Annotated in this window: 18 protein-coding genes; 10 read left to right on the top strand and 8 right to left on the bottom strand. The window is 72.7% G+C overall.

The window, feature by feature from the left end; all coding sequences use genetic code 11:
• Positions 1-1,323 (top strand): ATP-binding cassette domain-containing protein (locus AKI01S_RS30420; protein WP_157420254.1); only part of this gene is annotated, 1,323 nt, incomplete at its 5' end.
• A gap of 32 nt (positions 1,324-1,355) precedes the next feature.
• Here AKI01S_RS30420 and AKI01S_RS30415 read toward each other — a convergent pair.
• Positions 1,356-2,234 (bottom strand): NAD(P)-dependent oxidoreductase, encoded by an 879-nt coding sequence (locus AKI01S_RS30415; RefSeq protein WP_067825449.1) that lies wholly within the window; start codon positions 2,232-2,234, stop codon positions 1,356-1,358.
• 45 nt (positions 2,235-2,279) lie between these two features.
• Between AKI01S_RS30415 and AKI01S_RS30410 the strand changes: the two genes are divergently transcribed.
• Positions 2,280-2,630 (top strand): winged helix-turn-helix transcriptional regulator, encoded by a 351-nt coding sequence (locus tag AKI01S_RS30410; RefSeq protein WP_067825447.1) that lies wholly within the window; start codon positions 2,280-2,282, stop codon positions 2,628-2,630.
• A gap of 176 nt (positions 2,631-2,806) precedes the next feature.
• Complete coding sequence (locus tag AKI01S_RS30405) at positions 2,807-3,148, top strand: VOC family protein (protein ID WP_067825446.1); 342 nt, start codon at positions 2,807-2,809, stop codon at positions 3,146-3,148.
• A 73-nt stretch (positions 3,149-3,221) separates the two neighbouring features.
• On the opposite strand, the gene AKI01S_RS30400 is transcribed toward AKI01S_RS30405, so the two are convergent.
• Positions 3,222-4,073, bottom strand: coding sequence for an SDR family NAD(P)-dependent oxidoreductase (locus AKI01S_RS30400; RefSeq protein WP_067825444.1), 852 nt, complete (start codon positions 4,071-4,073; stop codon positions 3,222-3,224).
• A gap of 699 nt (positions 4,074-4,772) precedes the next feature.
• Between AKI01S_RS30400 and AKI01S_RS52920 the strand changes: the two genes are divergently transcribed.
• The 3 genes from AKI01S_RS52920 (at position 4,773) to AKI01S_RS30385 (ending at position 6,976) form a co-directional block, all read left to right on the top strand.
• A complete protein-coding gene (locus AKI01S_RS52920) occupies positions 4,773-4,913 on the top strand; it encodes a hypothetical protein (RefSeq protein ID WP_218009877.1) in 141 nt (46 codons plus the stop codon).
• Positions 4,914-5,175: 262 nt separating this feature from the next.
• Positions 5,176-5,763 (top strand): TMEM165/GDT1 family protein, encoded by a 588-nt coding sequence (locus AKI01S_RS30390; RefSeq protein WP_067825442.1) that lies wholly within the window; start codon positions 5,176-5,178, stop codon positions 5,761-5,763.
• 10 nt (positions 5,764-5,773) lie between these two features.
• Positions 5,774-6,976 (top strand): YibE/F family protein, encoded by a 1,203-nt coding sequence (locus AKI01S_RS30385; protein WP_067825440.1) that lies wholly within the window; start codon positions 5,774-5,776, stop codon positions 6,974-6,976.
• A 156-nt stretch (positions 6,977-7,132) separates the two neighbouring features.
• Here AKI01S_RS30385 and AKI01S_RS30380 read toward each other — a convergent pair whose 3' ends face one another.
• Both AKI01S_RS30380 and AKI01S_RS30375 read right to left on the bottom strand, forming a co-directional pair.
• Positions 7,133-7,549 carry an SSI family serine proteinase inhibitor gene (locus AKI01S_RS30380; protein WP_218009876.1) on the bottom strand — a complete coding sequence of 139 codons (417 nt, stop codon included), beginning with the start codon at positions 7,547-7,549 and terminating at the stop codon, positions 7,133-7,135.
• Between the two features lie 144 nt (positions 7,550-7,693).
• Positions 7,694-8,119, bottom strand: coding sequence for a MarR family winged helix-turn-helix transcriptional regulator (locus AKI01S_RS30375; protein WP_245681841.1), 426 nt, complete (start codon positions 8,117-8,119; stop codon positions 7,694-7,696).
• 75 nt (positions 8,120-8,194) lie between these two features.
• On the opposite strand from AKI01S_RS30375, the gene AKI01S_RS30370 reads away from it, so the two are divergent.
• A complete protein-coding gene (locus tag AKI01S_RS30370) occupies positions 8,195-9,649 on the top strand; it encodes an MFS transporter (protein ID WP_245681840.1) in 1,455 nt (484 codons plus the stop codon).
• Between the two features lie 62 nt (positions 9,650-9,711).
• On the opposite strand, the gene AKI01S_RS30365 is transcribed toward AKI01S_RS30370, so the two are convergent.
• The gene (locus tag AKI01S_RS30365; RefSeq protein ID WP_067825435.1) at positions 9,712-10,584 is read right to left on the bottom strand and encodes a LysR family transcriptional regulator; all 873 of its coding nucleotides are present in this window, start codon (positions 10,582-10,584) and stop codon (positions 9,712-9,714) included.
• 80 nt (positions 10,585-10,664) lie between these two features.
• On the opposite strand from AKI01S_RS30365, the gene AKI01S_RS30360 reads away from it, so the two are divergent.
• A complete protein-coding gene (locus AKI01S_RS30360; RefSeq protein WP_084000393.1) occupies positions 10,665-11,876 on the top strand; it encodes an MFS transporter in 1,212 nt (403 codons plus the stop codon).
• Positions 11,877-12,004: 128 nt separating this feature from the next.
• On the opposite strand, the gene AKI01S_RS30355 is transcribed toward AKI01S_RS30360, so the two are convergent.
• Together AKI01S_RS30355 and AKI01S_RS30350 are read right to left on the bottom strand one after the other, a co-directional pair.
• Positions 12,005-12,658 (bottom strand): LysE family translocator, encoded by a 654-nt coding sequence (locus tag AKI01S_RS30355; RefSeq protein WP_157420253.1) that lies wholly within the window; start codon positions 12,656-12,658, stop codon positions 12,005-12,007.
• A gap of 586 nt (positions 12,659-13,244) precedes the next feature.
• The gene (locus AKI01S_RS30350; protein WP_067825432.1) at positions 13,245-13,901 is read right to left on the bottom strand and encodes a response regulator; all 657 of its coding nucleotides are present in this window, start codon (positions 13,899-13,901) and stop codon (positions 13,245-13,247) included.
• Positions 13,902-14,300: 399 nt separating this feature from the next.
• Here AKI01S_RS30350 and AKI01S_RS30345 point away from each other — a divergent pair, with 399 nt between their 5' ends.
• Positions 14,301-14,864 carry a dihydrofolate reductase family protein gene (locus AKI01S_RS30345; RefSeq protein WP_067825431.1) on the top strand — a complete coding sequence of 188 codons (564 nt, stop codon included), beginning with the start codon at positions 14,301-14,303 and terminating at the stop codon, positions 14,862-14,864.
• Here the strand turns inward: AKI01S_RS30345 and AKI01S_RS30340 are convergent.
• Positions 14,821-15,546, bottom strand: coding sequence for a TetR/AcrR family transcriptional regulator C-terminal domain-containing protein (locus AKI01S_RS30340; RefSeq protein WP_067825429.1), 726 nt, complete (start codon positions 15,544-15,546; stop codon positions 14,821-14,823). The two genes, AKI01S_RS30345 and AKI01S_RS30340, sit on opposite strands and share 44 nt — an antisense overlap.
• A gap of 147 nt (positions 15,547-15,693) precedes the next feature.
• Between AKI01S_RS30340 and AKI01S_RS30335 the strand changes: the two genes are divergently transcribed.
• Entirely contained in the window at positions 15,694-16,068 is a 375-nt protein-coding gene (locus AKI01S_RS30335) for a nitroreductase family deazaflavin-dependent oxidoreductase (RefSeq protein WP_067825427.1), read from the top strand.
• Positions 16,069-16,236: the final 168 nt, after the last annotated feature.

The raw sequence follows: 16,236 nt of genomic DNA, 5'->3' as shown, positions 1-16,236 counted from the left end.
GACTCGTTCGTGGAGATCGGGCTCGGCTACCTGGCGCTCGACCGGCCGGCGGGCACGCTGTCGGGCGGCGAGGCGCAGCGCACCAAGATGATCCGCCATCTCGGCTCCTCGCTCACCGACGTCACCTACGTCTTCGACGAGCCCACCACGGGCCTGCACCCGCACGACATCCAGCGGATGAACGAGCTGCTGCTGCGGCTGCGCGACAAGGGCAACACGGTGCTGGTGGTGGAGCACAAGCCGGAAGTGATCGCCATCGCCGACCATGTCGTCGACCTCGGTCCCGGCGCGGGCGCGGCGGGCGGCGACGTCTGCTTCGAGGGGACCGTCGAGGGGCTGCGGGACAGCGGCACCGTCACCGGCCGCCACCTGGACGACCGGGCCACGCTGAAGGAGACGGTGCGGAAGCCGACCGGCGCGCTGGAGATCCGCGGCGCGACGGCCAACAACCTCCAGAACGTCGATGTGGACATCCCGCTCGGCGTGCTGTGCGTCGTCACCGGGGTGGCGGGTTCCGGCAAGAGCTCGCTCGTGCACGGGTCGGTGCCCGCCGGCGCGGGCGTGGTGTCGATCGATCAGACGCCGATCAAGGGCTCGCGGCGGAGCAACCCGGCGACCTACACCGGCCTGCTGGACCCGATCCGCAAGGCGTTCGCGAAGGCCAACGGCGTCAAGCCCGCGCTGTTCAGCGCCAACTCCGAGGGCGCCTGCCCCACCTGCAACGGCGCCGGCGTCGTCTACACCGACCTGGCGATGATGGCCGGGGTCGCCACCACCTGCGAGGACTGCGAGGGCAAGCGGTTCCAGGCGTCGGTGCTGGAGTACCGGCTCGGCGGCCGCGACATCAGCGAGGTGCTCGCGATGTCGGTGGCCGAGGCCGAGGAGTTCTTCGGCGCCGGCGAGGCGCGCACGCCCGCCGCGCACCGCGTCCTCGTCCGGCTCGCCGACGTCGGGCTCGGCTACCTCACCGTCGGCCAGCCGCTCACCACGCTGTCCGGCGGCGAGCGGCAGCGGCTGAAGCTGGCCACCCACATGGCCGAGCAGGGCGGCGTCTACGTCCTCGACGAGCCGACCGCCGGGCTGCACCTCGCCGACGTCGAGCAGCTTCTCGGGCTGCTCGACCGGCTCGTCGACTCCGGCAAGTCGGTCATCGTCGTCGAGCACCACCAGGCGGTCATGGCGCACGCCGACTGGATCATCGACCTCGGTCCCGGCGCCGGGCACGACGGCGGCCGGATCGTCTTCGAGGGCACCCCCGCCGACCTGGTCGCCGCCCGCTCGACCCTCACCGGCCGGCACCTGGCGGACTACGTCGGCGCCTGACCGGCGGCCCCTCGCGTCCGTCGCGAGGGGCGTCAGCGGCGTCCCAGCAGCTCGGTGACCCGGATGAAGCCGTCGGTGCCGTGGCCCAGCCCGATGACGCGGCGGGCCAGGCCCTCGGCGGCCCGCATGACGCCGGCGTCGATGCCGTGGCCCTCGGAGGTGTGGATGATGTGGGCCATGGACGACGCCGCCGAGGTGATCGGGTTGCCCTCGCCGGAGAAGTCCCCCTCGTCCACCCTCGCCGCGAGCTCTTCGAAGCCCGGCGACAGGATCGCGCTGATGCCCTTGGCGAACGGCGCCAGCTCGCGCGCGGTGATCCCCTCCGCCTTCGCCACGGCCAGGGCGTGCGCGTAACCCGACATCGCGGTCCAGAAGATGTCCAGCAGCGCGATGTCGTACGCGGCGGCCCGGCCGATGTCCTCGCCCAGGTGGGTGTGGGTGCCGCCTAGGGCCTCCAGCACCGGCAGGTGCTCCCGGTAGAGGTCGTGCGGGCCGCTGTGGATGAACACCGCGCCGGGGGTCCCGATGGTGACGGTCGGCGTCATGATCGCGCCGTCCAGGTACCGGATGCCGTGCTCGGCCGCCCAGGACGCGGTGGCGCGGGCCCGTCCGGGCGTGTCGGCGGTCAGGTTCACCACCGTGCGGTCCTTGAGCGCGGCGGTGACCGCGTCGCGCCGCAGGATCGCGTCCGCCGCGTCGTAGTTGACCACGCAGACCACGGTCAGCTCGCTCGCGGCGACCGCCTCCTCCACGGAACGGGCGCGGACCGCGCCGCGTTCGACCAGTTCGCGGTCCCGGCCCGGGGTCCGGTTCCACACGGTGGTCCGCACACCGGCGTCCACGAACGCGCCGGCCAGGGCCCGCCCCATCGGTCCCAGACCGATCACGGTGACGGCAGACTTGTCAGACATGGTGCAACCTCCACGACAAAGCGAAGAACAACGGACGGGACAGTGATGACGCGCAAGCTCGCCCAGAACACGAACGTCTGCGGGGTGACGGCCGCGATCGCCGTGATCGACGGCAAGTGGAAGACGGGCCTGCTCTGGATGCTGGAGGACCGCCCGCACCGGCCCGGTGAGCTGCGCCGGCGGCTGCCGGGCGTCAGCGAGAAGGTGCTGACCCAGGCCCTCCGGGAGATGGAGGACGACGGCCTGGTGCACCGCGAGGTGCACGACGGGCTGCCGCTGAAGACGGTGTACTCCCTGACGGAGTTCGGCCGCGACCTGTCCGAGGCGCTGGCCCCTCTCTCCGACTGGGGCCACCGGCGCCTGGAGAAGATCGCCGAGGCACGGTCGGCTTCCTGAACACGCGCCCCCTCCGCTCCTCCTCGGCCGTGCGGCCCGCCGACCGCCCGACACCAGGTTCGCCCCACCGCCGCGTCCCCGCCAAGTACCCACAAAAAAGTGGGTATCGGCTGGTGGAGCCGGGGGACGAGGGGCGTCTGCCCGACGCTGTCCGAGGGGGTTCCTAAGATCGTGGCATGGCTCTGGATCTGTTCGCGGGGATCCCCGTCGCCGACTACGCGGCGGCCCTGGAGTGGTACGAACGGCTGCTGGGCTCCCCGCCGACGTTCGTCGTGAGCGACACGGAGGCCGTGTGGGAGCTCGCCGAGCACCGGTCCGTGTTCGTCGAACACCGGCCCGAGCGCGCCGGCCACGCCGTGCACACGGTCTTCGTCGACGACTTCGACGAGCGCCTCGCGCGGATCGCCGAACGGGGACTGCGCCCGGCGGAGCGGGAGACGTACTCCAACGGCGTGCGCAAGGCCACGTTCCGTGATCCCGAGGGGAACGAGATCGGCTTCGGCGGCGCTCCGCGGTGACCGCCGATCGTGACCGCGCCCAACGGGCGCGGCGGCGACCCGTGGCCGTCGCCGCGCCGCACGACGGCGCGGGTCAGCGAGCGTCCCGGCCGAGGTCGCCGTGGGCCGCCGCCGACAGGTCCCGCCCGTCGTCCCAGGTCTTGAGCCGGTCGGCGTAGGCCTGCCGGATCATCGGGTGGAAGCCCTGGCCGAACAGCACTCGCAGGGGCGGCTCGTCGGAGTCGACGATCTTCAGGAGGGTCCGGGCCGCGGCGGCCGGGTCTCCGGCGGGCTGCTTTCCGGTGACCGCGGCCAGGCGCTGGCGAAGACCGGCGTAGGCCGGGTCGGGCCGGGCCATGTGGCCGTTGTCGAGCGGGTCGGGGTTCCTGCCGTTCCGGGTGGCGAAGCCGCCGGGCTCGATGATGGTCACCTTGACGCCGAAACCGGCGACCTCACCGGCCAGGGCCTCGTTCAGGCCCTCCAGGGCCCACTTGGAGGCGTGGTAGGCGCCGCCGAGCGGCATCGCGATCAGCCCGGCGGCCGAGGACAGCTGGATGATGTGCCCGGAACCCTGCGCGCGCAGGTGGGGCAGCGCGGCCTGGACCACCCACACCGCGCCGAACAGGTTGGTCTCCATCTGGTCGCGCAGCTCCCGCTCGGTCAGTTCCTCGACCGCGCCGATCTGGGCGTAACCGGCGTTGTTCACGATGACGTCGAGGCGGCCGAAGTGCTCCTTGGCCCGCTTCACGCTCTCGAACACGGCGGCCCTGTCGGTCACGTCCAGTTCGAGGGGGAGCACCGCCTCGCCGTAGGTGGCGACCAGGTCCTCAAGGCTCGCGGTGCCGCGGGCGGTGGCGGCCACCCTGTCGCCGCGGGACAGCGCGGCCTCGACGAACCGGCGGCCCAGGCCGCGCGACGAACCGGTGACGAACCAGACCTTGCTCATGATGACGTTCCGCCCCTTCGCGGTGGCGGCGTTCCAGGGTCGCCCCGGCCGCCGCTGTCGGCTGTTACGCCCTCCAGACACACGACTCGGCGAAGCTGTGACACCCACCGAGAGTGACCTACGTCTCGCGCGACGGGGAGGCGGGCCGCTTCCGTCGGGGAAGGGGGTCGTTCTGGACTGGGAGGCGTTCAAGGAGCTCGACGCTCTCGGGACCCCCACCACCGGGGTGACTCCAGGGGGCTTCGCATGCCGGGGTGGCCGGTTCGGGCCAGCGGGGGCGGGGCGGGACGGCCGCAGTGGATCATGGGGATTTCGGACAGGGGGTCGTATGCGTCTCAAGGGGCCGGTTCCCGATGCCGGGTCGCCGTGGAACGAGATCTTGCCCGGGCTGTTCATGGGCGGGCACCACTGTCGCGGGAGCGGCGGCGAACGGGTTCCCGTCGTCGTCGGGCGCGAGTTCGACGTCGTCGTCAGCCTCTACCGGCGGGACGGGTGCGGGCCCGGGGACGGGGTCGCGCACCACTGCCGGGAGGTCCCCGACGGGCCGTTGAACGTCGGCCAGATCAGCGCCGTCCGCGAGCTGGCGGAGATCGTCGCCGACGACGTGCGCGAGGGCCGGCGGGTGCTCGTGCGGTGCCGGTCGGGGTACAACCGGTCGGGTCTCGTCGTCGTCCAGTCGCTGGTGGAGCTGGGTACCCCGTGGAGGACGCGATCTTCCTGGTGCGGTACCGGCGGTCCCGGTGGGCGCTCAACAACCAGCTGTTCGTCGACTACCTGACCACCGGGCTCGGCGTCGCCGAGCTGCTGGTGGGGCTGGACGAGGTCAGCGACGACGCCTGAGGCGCGGTGACGCGGCGGGGTTGACCGCGTCGGGTAGGGTGAGCGACGGCGAAGGGGAGTAGTCCCGAACCGCCGAGAGGTCGACATACTGGCTGCCCCCAGGGGTGGCCCGGCCCTCGGGCCGCGTGGAGCGGTGGACGAGACCTTCGGCCTGGTAGGACGTGCCCGGGACACCGGGCGCATTCGTCATGCCGGGCCGAGTGGTCCTCCCGTCCCGGGTGGCGTCGCGCGGCCCGGCCCGTCGGGAGAGGCCGCCGGTTCCATGTCGTTCAACGTCGCCACGTTCGCGACCACGTTCGCGCTGATATTCCTGGCCGAGTTGCCGGACAAGACCATGTTCGCCTCGCTGGCGATGGGCACCCGGATGCGCCCGTCGTGGGTGTGGCTGGGAACCGCGAGCGCGTTCGTGGTGCACGTCGCCATCGCCGTGGCGGCCGGCAGCGTGTTCTCGCTGCTGCCCGAGATGCTGGTACAGATCGTGGCGGCGGCGCTGTTCGCGTTCGGGGCCTGGACGCTGCTGCGCGGCGGGAACGACGACGAGGACGACGACGTCGCGCGGGGGCGGCGTGTGACGGGCTTCGCGGCGACCTGGGCGACGGCGTTCACGGTCGTGTTCGTCGGCGAGTGGGGCGATCTGACGCAGATCACCACCGCGAACATGGCCGCCACGCGCGAGGCCCTGCCGGTCGCGGCCGGGGCCCTGCTGGCGCTGACGACGGTGTCGGCGCTCGCGCTGGTCGCCGGCAGGTTCATCGCCGACCGGGTTCCGTTGAAGACGGTGCAACGGGTGGGCGGCGTCGTCATGCTGGCGCTGGCAGTCTGGTCGCTGGTCGAGGCGTTCACGGGATAGGGCGGAAACGATGGGTGCGCATCACGGGCGGGTTCCGGCGTCGCCGGGCGCGGTACGGGCGAGCCTGGCGGTCGTGGTGCCGCTGGCACTGGTCACGCTGGTCGCGTTGGTGTGGATGTGGCCGTCGGAGGTGAAGTCCGGGGGCGGGCAGAGCATGCCCCGGTTCACCGGGGAGGTCGTGGGGATCGAGCTCAGGCCGTGCCCGCCGCCGATCGGCGCGGCGAAGTCCGACCCGCGGACCTGCGGCCAGGCGCACGTCCAGCTGACCTCGGGCCTCAGCAAGGGGCAGGTCGTCCCGGTCGAGCTGCCGAACGGCCCCGGCTCGCAGGTGTTCTCGACCGGCGACGACGTCGTGCTGATCAACGCGGGCGAGTCCCCGGACGGCAACCCCTACCAGCTGTCCGACCACGACCGGTCGAACGCGCTGTGGCTGGTCGGGCTGGCGTTCGTGCTGGCGGTGGTGGCGTTCGGGCGGTGGCGCGGGCTGACCGCGCTGGTCGGGCTGGCGATCACGTTCGTGCTGCTGCTCCAGTTCCTGCTGCCCGCGATCCTGGACGGCGCGCCACCGCTGCTCGCCGCGATCGTCTGCGCGTCGGCGATCATGCTGACGGTGCTGTACCTGACGCACGGGTTCACGGTCACCACCTCGGTCGCGGTGGTCGGAACGCTGGTCAGCCTCGTCCTCACCGGCGCGTTCGCCTGGGCGGCGATGGAGATGGCGCACCTGAGCGGGTTCGTGGACGACAGCGCGCTGAACCTGAACCTCGGCTACCAGATCAGCACCGAGGGGCTGCTGCTGGCGAGCATCATCATCGGGTCGCTGGGCGTGCTCGACGACGTCACCGTCACCCAGGCCGTCACCGTCGCCGAACTCGCCCACGCCAACCCCGCCTCCCGGTTCCGGGACCTGTACCGGGCGGGCGCGCGGGTCGGCCGGGCGCACATCGCCTCGGTGATCAACACGATCGTGCTGGCCTACGCGGGCGCGTCGCTGCCGCTGCTGCTGCTGTTCACGGTGGGGCGGCAGCCGCTCGGCGAGGTGGTGACCGGGCAGATCGTCGCGCAGGAGATCGTGCGGAGCGTCGCCGGGACGATCGGGCTGATCGCGGCGGTTCCGGTCACGACGGTGCTGGCGGCGCTGGCACGGTCCCGGAGCGACGCGACGGCGGGGCGGCCCGCCGAGCCCGAGCCGCACGCCGCCCACGTCCACTAGGCCGTCCTCCAAAGCCCTGGCCCACGACGCTCGCCCAGGGGGCTCGCGCCTCACCAGGGCTTGGCGAGCGCGTGACCCGCGGGCCCTCGCCTCCGGCTGCGGGCCCGCAGGTCAGGTAACGCGCTCGCTTGGCCGAGGCCCACTCCGAAGCAGGCCCTAGCCCCAGAACCGGAACACCGGGCCGGTCCTCGCGTCCATCTCGCAGGCGTTGGCGAACGTCCGGCTCCACCACACCGGGACGCCCTGCCGGACGCCCGTCGCGGTCGCGGTGACCGGGGCGTGCCCCCGGGCGCAGGAGTGGGGGTCGCCGGGCAGGCGGTCGAGGTCCCCGCCGACCGATTCGAGGACGGCGCAGGTCTCCTCGCCGTGGGGATGGTTGCCGAGGCCGTCGGGGCAGGTCAGGAGCGCGCCGCGCAGGGGCGTTCCGGCCGCGTCCGCCACGGTCAGGTCGAACTCCGCGGTGGGCGGGCCGAGGACGGCGTCGGTCGGAAGGGCCGTGGCGGGGATCAGGACGGCGGGGATCAGGGCGGCGGTGAGCAGTGCGGTTGCGCCGGAGAGGGCGGGGACGCGCAAGGTTGCCTCCACTGTGTAGTGATTCCTGTACACAGTGTGACGGCAGTGGAGTGGCGGGTGCGCGGGACGCGGGGTGACGGATGGCTGCCGACGGGGCAGGTGGCTGTCCGTGCCGGGTGACGTAACGGCCCTCGGCGAAGGCCGTCAGCGGGCGGTGACCGGGGCCTCGGCGGGGGCGAGATGCTCGGCGAGGACTGCCAGATGGGTCCGGCGAGCCTCGGCGTGTCGCCGCCGCCCCGCCTCGGTCACCACGACGATGACGCCGCGCCGGTCGTCTTCGCACAGGGCGCGCTCGACCAGCCCGTCCTTCTCCAGGCGGGCGACGGTGCGGGACAGGGCGCTCTGGCTCAGGTACATGTCCGCCGAGATTTCCTGCATGCGGCATTTGTCACGTTCGTTGGCGACGAGGCGGTCGAGGGTCTCGAACTCGCTCATCGTCAGGCCGTGCTCGTCCTGCAGTGCGCGGTCCAGACGGCAGGCGACCGTGTTGTAGCTGGTCAGCAACGAGCGCCACTGGCCGATCAGCTCCGCCTCCGACTTCATGCCGCGCAGCGTACCATGCGCACGCATCAGATGCACGTGAATTAAATGTGAACACAATAAGTGCTTGGACATTTGATGCATGCGCATGTACTGTGCCGTGGCGTGACCATCACCGAAACCCCCCGTGCATCCGGAAGCCCGACCGCGGCCGGCTCCGCGCCGGTCGAGCAGCGATGGACCCCCAGGCTGTGGGGCGTCCTCGGCGTGCTGTGCGCCGTGCTGTTCCTGGACGGCCTGGACGTGTCGATGGTCGGCGTCGCCCTGCCGTCCATCGGGACCGAGCTCGGCCTGTCCACCACCTCCCTGCAGTGGATCGTCAACGGCTACGTCCTCGGCTACGGCGGCCTGCTGCTCCTCGGCGGACGCACCGCCGACCTCCTCGGCCGCCGCCGCGTCTTCCTGATCGCGCTCGCCGTGTTCGCCGTGGCGTCGCTGATCGGCGGGCTGGTCGACAACGGCCCGCTGCTGATCGTCACCCGCTTCGTCAAGGGCCTGGCCGCCGCGTTCACCGCGCCGACCGCCCTGTCCATCCTCACCACCACCTTCCACGAGGGCCCCGCGCGCAACCGGGCACTGTCGGTGTTCTCGGTCTTCGGCGCCAGCGGGTACTCCTCGGGGCTGATCCTGGGCGGCCTGCTGACCAGCTTCGGCTGGCGGTGGACGTTCCTGACGCCGGTCCCGCTGGCGATCCTGGCGCTGGTCGCGGGACTGGCGCTGATCCCGAAGGACAAGCCCGCCGACGGCGGCGGCCACGACCTGGTCGGCGCGGTCACGCTGACCGCGGGCATGCTGCTGGCCGTCTACACCGTCGTGTCCGCGCCCGAACGCGGCTGGCTCGACCCGCTGACGATCGGCTCGATCCTGCTGGCCGTCGCGCTGCTCGCCGCGTTCCTGATCACCGAGAACCGGGTGCGGCACCCGCTGATCCGGCTCGGCATCCTGCGGATCGGCTCGATCGTGCGGGCCAACCTCAGCGTGGTCGCGCTGTTCGGCTCCTACCTGAGCTTCCAGTTCATGATGACGCTGTACCTCCAGGACGTGCTGCGCTGGTCGCCGCTGAAGATGGCGCTCGCGCTGCTGCCCGCCGGGCTGATCGTGGCGTTCGGCTCGCCGTTCGTGGGCCGGCTCATCGACCGGTACGGCACGTCGCGGCTGATCCTGGCCTCGATGGCGTCGCTCAGCCTCGGCTACGTGTGGTTCATCGCCACCGCCGGGAACACGCCGCACTACGCGTTCACGGTGCTGCCGACGATGCTGCTGCTGGGCGGCGGGTTCGCGTTCGGCTTCAGCTCGATCATGGCGCAGGCCACCGAGGGGATCGACGACTCCGAGCAGGGGCTCGCCTCCGGCCTGGTGCAGACGTCCGGGCAGGTCGGCGCGGCGCTGGTGCTGGCCGCGGTGACCGCGCTGGTCGCGGGCGGCACGCACGGCGGCGGCGACTTCGGCCAGTTCCACGCCGGGGTGAACCTGGTGACGGCGGTCGCGGTCGTCGGCCTGGCGCTGAACGTGGTGCCGCTGCTGCGGCGCCGCCGCGAGCCCGCCCTCGCGTCCTCCTGACCCGCCCCGATGATCGTCCTGCGGCCCCCGGTCCGGTCCACACCGGGGGCCGCAGGCGCGGATCAGGGGGCGCAGCCGAGGGCCTCCAGGAACGCGGTGGCGGCCGGGCTCGGCGTGAAACGGCTCCACACCAGGACCTCGATCCGGACCGGGGCGTCCTTCACGCAGATCGTGCGGACGCCGTCGAGCTGCGGCGTGAACGCGGCGGGCAGCATCGCGATCCCGAGGCCGCTGCGCACCATCCGCACCATCAGCTCCCCGGCCGACACCTCGAACGGCACCTCGCGCCGCACGCCCGACGCCGCGAACGCCTCGTCGGACTGGGCGCGGCCCACCGTTCCGGAGGGGAAGTCGATGAACGTCTCGTCCGCCAGCCGCCGCAGCTCGACCTCCGGCTCGCCCGCCAGCGGATGCTCGGGATGGACGACCGCGACGAGGTTGTCGTGGGCGAGCCGGCGGTGGCGGACGCCGCGCGGCTCCATGCCCGGCAGCAGCCCCAGCAGCGCCGCGTCCAGCGTCCCGTCGCGCACCTGCTCGACCAGGACCTCGCTGGCCATGGTCCGCAGGCTGATCCGCACGCGCGGGTGGCGGCGGTGGTACTCCTTCAGCACGTTCGGCAGGTCGACCGCCGCGACCGTGGGGATCGCGCCGATCGCCAGGTTCCCGCGGATCTCCCCGGTGACCGCCGCGACCTCGGCGCGGGCGCGTTCGGCGGCGTCCAGGGCCTGCCGGGCGGCGGGCAGGAACGCCGCGCCCGCCGGGGTCAGCCGCACCATCCGGCTCGTCCGGTCGAACAGCCGCGCGCCCAGCTCGCGTTCCAGCTTGGCGATCTGGTGGCTCAACGCCGACTGCACGACCAGGCACCTCTCGGCGGCGCGGGTGAAGCTCCCGGTGTCGGCGACGGCCACGACGTAACGCATCTGCTGCAGGTCCACGCCATCTATCGTGAATCACGATCGTTCCGATGACAAACATGTGTTGGACTCATTGATCGTTGTCAGGCCAGGGTAGGGGCATGACCACGATCGCGTTGCGCCCCCGCCCCGCGGAGACCCGGCAGGCCGCCGGCCTCGGCCGCGGACTGCTGTTCCTGATGTCGGCCGCCACCGGCCTGTCGGTGGCCTCCAACTACTTCGCCCACCCCCTGCTCGACCTGTTCAGCCGCGAACTGAACCTCGGCACCTCGATGGCCGCGATGATCGTCACCGCCGCGCAGATCGGCTACGGCGCGGGCCTGCTCCTCCTGGTCCCGCTCGGCGACCTGCTGGAGCGCCGCAAGCTCGCCGTCGGCCTGTTCATGGTCACCGCCGCGTCGCTGCTGGTGTCGGCCACCGCCCCCAACGGCGCGGTGCTGCTGGCCGGAACGGTCCTGACGGCGTTCGCGTCGGTCGCCGCGCAGGTGCTGGTGCCGTTCGCCGCCGCGCTGGCGGCCCCCGAGCAGCGCGGCCGCGTCGTCGGCACCGTCATGACGGGCCTGCTGCTGGGCGCGCTGCTGTCGCGCACCGTCTCCGGCGGCCTGTCGGAACTGGGCGGCTGGCGCACCGTCTACTGGGTGAACGCCCTGCTCATGGCCGCGATGGCGGCGCTGCTGTGGCGGGCCCTGCCGGCGATGCGCTCCGACGCGGGCCTGTCGTACCCGGCGCTCATCAAGTCGACGCTGCTGCTGTTCCGGGAGGAGCCGGTGCTGCGCTGGCGGGCCGGGATCGGCGCGCTGTCGTTCGCCGCGTTCAACGGCGTGTGGGTCGCCCTGGCGTTCCTGCTGGCCCGCCCGCCCTACGGCTGGACCGAGGCGGCGATCGGCCTGTTCGGGCTGGTCGGCGTGGGCGGCCCGATCGCGGCGTCGATGGCCGGACGGCAGGCCGACCGGGGCGGCGCCCAGCGGGTGACCGGGGTGGGCACGCTCGGGATGCTGGCGTCCTGGGGTCTGCTGGCGCTCGGCGGATCGTCCCTGCCGTGGCTGCTGGGCGGGCTGATCCTGCTGTCGCTCGCGCAGCAGGGCCTGCTGGTGGCCAACCAGAACGTGGTGTACGCGCTGCGGCCCGAGGCCCGCAACCGGCTGAACGCGGCGTTCATGACCTCCAACTTCGTCGGCGGCGCGGCGGGCTCGGCGCTGGTCTCGGTGGCGTGGGTCAACGGCGGCTGGTCGGGGGTCGTGCTGCTGGGGACGGCGCTGTCGGCGGGCACGGTGGCGCTGTGGCTGCTTGAGCGCGCCCGGACGAAGAAGTGAGCGCGGGCTGTCGAACCGCCGCCGGTGCAGTCGAGCGCACCGGCGGCGGTTTCGTTTTGCACGCGGTCCGTTCGCCGGGTCCCGCCGGACCGCGCCGCCAAGTCCCTGAGGAAGCACCGCCTCGGGAGTTAGTCGCCTGCCGCCAGCCGCACTCCCAGGGCGACGAGGACCATGCCGGAGAGGTACTCCACGCGGCGGCGGACGGCGGGGCGCTGGAACAGCCGCCGGACCTGGCAGACCGCCACGACGACGCCGAGGTACCAGGCCAGGTCGATCAGGGTGGAGGCGACGGCCAGCAGGAGCAGCGTCGGCAGCACCGGGGCGCCGTCGGGGACGAACTGGGGGAGGAAGGAGAGGGCGAACACGCCGGCCTTGGGATTGGCCAGATTGGTGAGCAGCCCCATCCGGTAACAGCGCCACCGGGACCGCCGGCGGGGAGCGGCGGACGCGCCGCCGGTGCCGTCGGAGGCGTCGGCGGAGGCGTCGCGGCGGATCGAACGGCGGGCCCGCAGCAGCGCCTGGACGCCGAACCAGATCAGCACGGCCGCACCGGCGACCCGCAGGACGTCGTAGGCCAGGCGGGAGGCCAGCAGCAGCGCCGACAGGCCGAAGGCCGCCGCCAGGCACCACGCCAGCCAGCCGGTCTCGTTGCCCAGCACGGTGGCGACCCCGGCGGGCCGCCCGGCGTCGATGGACTGCCGGATGATCACCACGGTGGTCGGCCCCGGCGCCATGGAGACCAGCAGCGACGCCAGGGCGAAAAGCAGCAGGGTGTCGAACACGGTCACTCCCGGGTCGGGCGGCTCGCGGTCGGCTCCCGGGGACGGTCTCCCGCTGCCCGGCGTGCCGCCGGGACGGACCCGGGACTTGCGCTCTCGCCTACACGGTAGGCGACCCCGTTCCGCACGACCAGCCCGAGCACGCGACGGCCCGCCGGACGGGGGCCGGTGCGGGGAACGCCTGGTGGAGGTCGTGACGGGCGACTGGTCCGAGCGCGCGGTGGTCTGTTGGACGGGGGCTGGTGCGGTGTCTTGGAGCGGAAGGCCGGTGCGGGGAACACCTGGTGGACGTCGTGACGGGCGACCGGTCCGAGCGCGCGGTGGTCTGCTGGACGGGGCTGGTGCGCTGCCTTGGGCGGAAGGCCGGTGCGGGGGAACGCCCAGTGGACGTTGTGACGGGCGACCGGTCCGAGCGCGCGATGGTCTGTTGGACAGGGGTCGGTGCGGTGTCTTGGGGTGGAGGGCCGGTGCGGGGAACGCCTGGTGACGCCGTGGCGGACCTCTCTGTGGTCCGCTTCGGCTGGGCTGTTGAACGTGAGGGTCGGGTTGCCGGGTCGCGTGTCGCGATCGTTTCGCGTCGTGCGGGCGGTCAGGAACTCCCGGGGCGGCCGAGGCCGGTGGCGCGGGCCGTGGCGATGGCCTCGTCGCGGGTGTGGACGTCGAGTTTGCGCATCACGGACGAGGTGATGTTGCGGACGGTCTTCGGGGAGAGCGACAGGCGGGCGGCGATGGCGGCGTTGTCCAAGCCGCGGATCATGCCGTCGAGGACCTGGCGTTCGCGGCCCGTCAGGTCGGGGAACGGCTCGACCGGCGTCCCGCCGGAGGCGGCGCGCTCGGCCAGGTGGGACGCCAGGACGGGACCGATGACGGCCTCGCCCCGGTGCGCCTGGCGGATGGCGCGGCGCAACTCGTCGCTCCGCGCGCCCTTGAGGACGTAACCGCAGGCCCCGGCGTTGATCGCGGCCAGTAGCGGCCGTTTCTCCGCCCGTCCGCTCAACGTCAGCACCCGCGCGTGCGGGACCGCCTCGACGATGCGCCGGACCACGGCGATCCCGTCGCCCGGCAGCCGCAGATCCACCAGCGCCACATCGGGCCGCCCCGCGAGGACCTGGGCCAACGCCGCGTCCGCGTGCTCCGCCTCGCCCACCACCGCGATGTCCCCGGCTCGCTCCAACAGCGCGCGGACCGCCCGCCGGTACGCCCGCCGGGCCTCGGCGACCAGAACGCGGATGACCTGGTCGTTCACGACGCCTCCAAGAAACGTCCGCCCGAGCCGAACACCGTGCGCCCCGCTCCGCCGCCCCCTCCACGAAGTGCCGCCGCGCCGTCGCGTTCCCGTGCGTGCCGAAGCGCTCAGCGAAACCCGCACAACGCCGCCGCGCCTCGTGACAAGCCGCGCCGCTCGGTTCCGGAGGACGTCGCGCGGTGTCGCGGCATGCCGCCTTCGCCGTGCCGCTGACTCCACTATCCGCCTACTCCGCCCTCCCGCCTACCCACCCGCGGCGCCCTCTGCGGGAACGCACGGCGGAGGCGGCGTCGGCCCGCGTCCGAGGTGTGGACGCGGAAGGACCTCGCGAGCCGCGATGATTCATGCGGCGGTCGGTGGTCTCACCGTTTGTCGGGCCGTTACCGAGGAGGGGTTCCGATGCGCAGCGTGACCTATTCGATGAACGTCTCCCTGGACGGGTACATCGTCGGACCGGACGGTGGCTTCGAGTGGACGGAGCCCGATGAGGACGTCTTCCGCTCCTGGATCGACGAGATCCGGCAGGTGGACGTCCACCTGTTGGGACGCCGGCTGTACGAGGCGATGCTGTACTGGGAGACCGCCGACCAGGATCCGTCGCTCGACGACGCGAAGCTGGAGTGGGCCGCGCTCTGGAAGCCGCTCCCCAAGGTGGTGTTCTCCACCACGCTGTCGGCGGTGCGGGGCAACGCCCGCCTGGCCTCCGGCGGCCTGGCGGAGGAGATCGAGAGGCTGCGCGCCGAGCCGGGGGAGGGCGACATCGCGATCGGCGGCGCGACCCTCGCCGCCGAGGCCGCGGCGTCGGATCTGATCGACGAGTACCGGGCCAGGGTCTACCCGGTGCTGGTCGGCGGTGGCGTCCCGTTCTTCCCCCGGCGCGAGCGCCGGGTCGATCTCGAACTCGTCGAGACCCGCACCTTCAGCTCGAAGGTCGTCCACCTCCGCTACCGCGTGGCGCGCTGACCCCGTCGGCCCGCCCGCCGGACCCCTGGCTCCGGCGGGCTTCGAGCGCGTCCAGAATCAGATCCAGGCCGTAACCGAACTCGCTCGTGTGGTCGTAGCCCGGCCGCAGGGCGTGGTGGACGATCACCTCCGTGAGGTACGGCAGCTCGTCCGCGGGCAGGTCCTTGAGGATGCCGCCGGCCACCTCCTCGACGTCGTCCGGCCTCGCCACCGGCAGGTTCGCCTCCTGGAGGACGAATCCGCCGACGTAGCTGTCGATGAGCGAGACGGCGTGCACGGCCATCGGCAGCGTGAACCCCGCCTCCCGGAGGACGCCGAGGACGGCGTCGTGGTGGCGGAGCGTCGCCGGTCCCGGGTTGCGGCGGGAGTCCATGAAGCCGAGGGCCCAGCTGTGCCGCGACAGGACCGCGCGCGCGGAGGAGGCGCGCGCACGGATCGCGTCGCGCCAGTCGTCGCGGTCGGCGTCGGGCGGCTCGATCGCCGCGAACACCATGTCGACCACGCCGTCGAGGATCGCGTCCTTGTTCGGCACATGGTTGTAGAGGGACATCGCCTCCACGCCCAGTTCCTGCGCCACCCGCCGCATGGTGATCGCCTCCACGCCGCCGCGGTCCGCGACCCGGATCGCGGCCTCCAGCACGCGCTCTCTGCTGAGCGGCTGCCGTGGTGGGGGTGGTGACACGACGACTCCCGGCGGTGGACGCATTGACAGGCTTACAAGTGTAAGTCAGCCTTACGGGCGTAAACCCTCTCGGGCTGGAGGCAGCCGGGAGACCGACGAGCGTCCGACCTGCGGCCCGCCCCGCCGGGGCGAGAGAAGGAGATCCCGATGCCGATGCCGAGGTGGTGGGGGCACATCAACAAGCGGGTGTTCAACCCCCGCGCGGTCGCGAGCGGAAAGTGGCCGGTGCTGATCCACGTCGGTCGCGTCTCCGGCGCGACGTACCGCACGCCGCTCGACGCGCATCCCGTCGACGGCGGTTACCTGTTCGTCCTGGTGTACGGGCCGGGCTCGGACTGGGTGCGGAACGTTCTGGCGGCCGGTGGCGCGCGGCTCCGGGTCGACGGGAGGGAGAGGGAGCTCACCGCCCCGCGCCTCGTCGGGAAGGACGAGGCGTTCCAGGCCCTTCCCGCCGAGGTGGCGCGCCCGCCGAGGCTGCTCCGCATCACCGAGTTCCTCCGTATGGACCTGGCCGCAGGCTGACGATCAGCGTCCAACGCGAAGCCTCGGCCCGGCCGGGCGCCCGGTGGAGCACCAGGGCAGATCATCGAGGGGGCCGTGGCCGCGTTGCGCGAGACCGACGTGCTGCTCGCGGAGACGAGCAGCGGAGCCCGCTCCGCGCCCGACGCCTCCTGCCCGGCGTTCGACACG

Origin of the sequence: Actinomadura kijaniata NBRC 14229, assembly GCF_001552175.1 — a bacterium.
Classification (GTDB): Bacteria; Actinomycetota; Actinomycetes; order Streptosporangiales; family Streptosporangiaceae; genus Spirillospora; species Spirillospora kijaniata.
The sequence above is the reverse complement of the archived record's forward strand: the minus strand, read 5'-3'. Positions and strand labels throughout refer to the sequence as shown.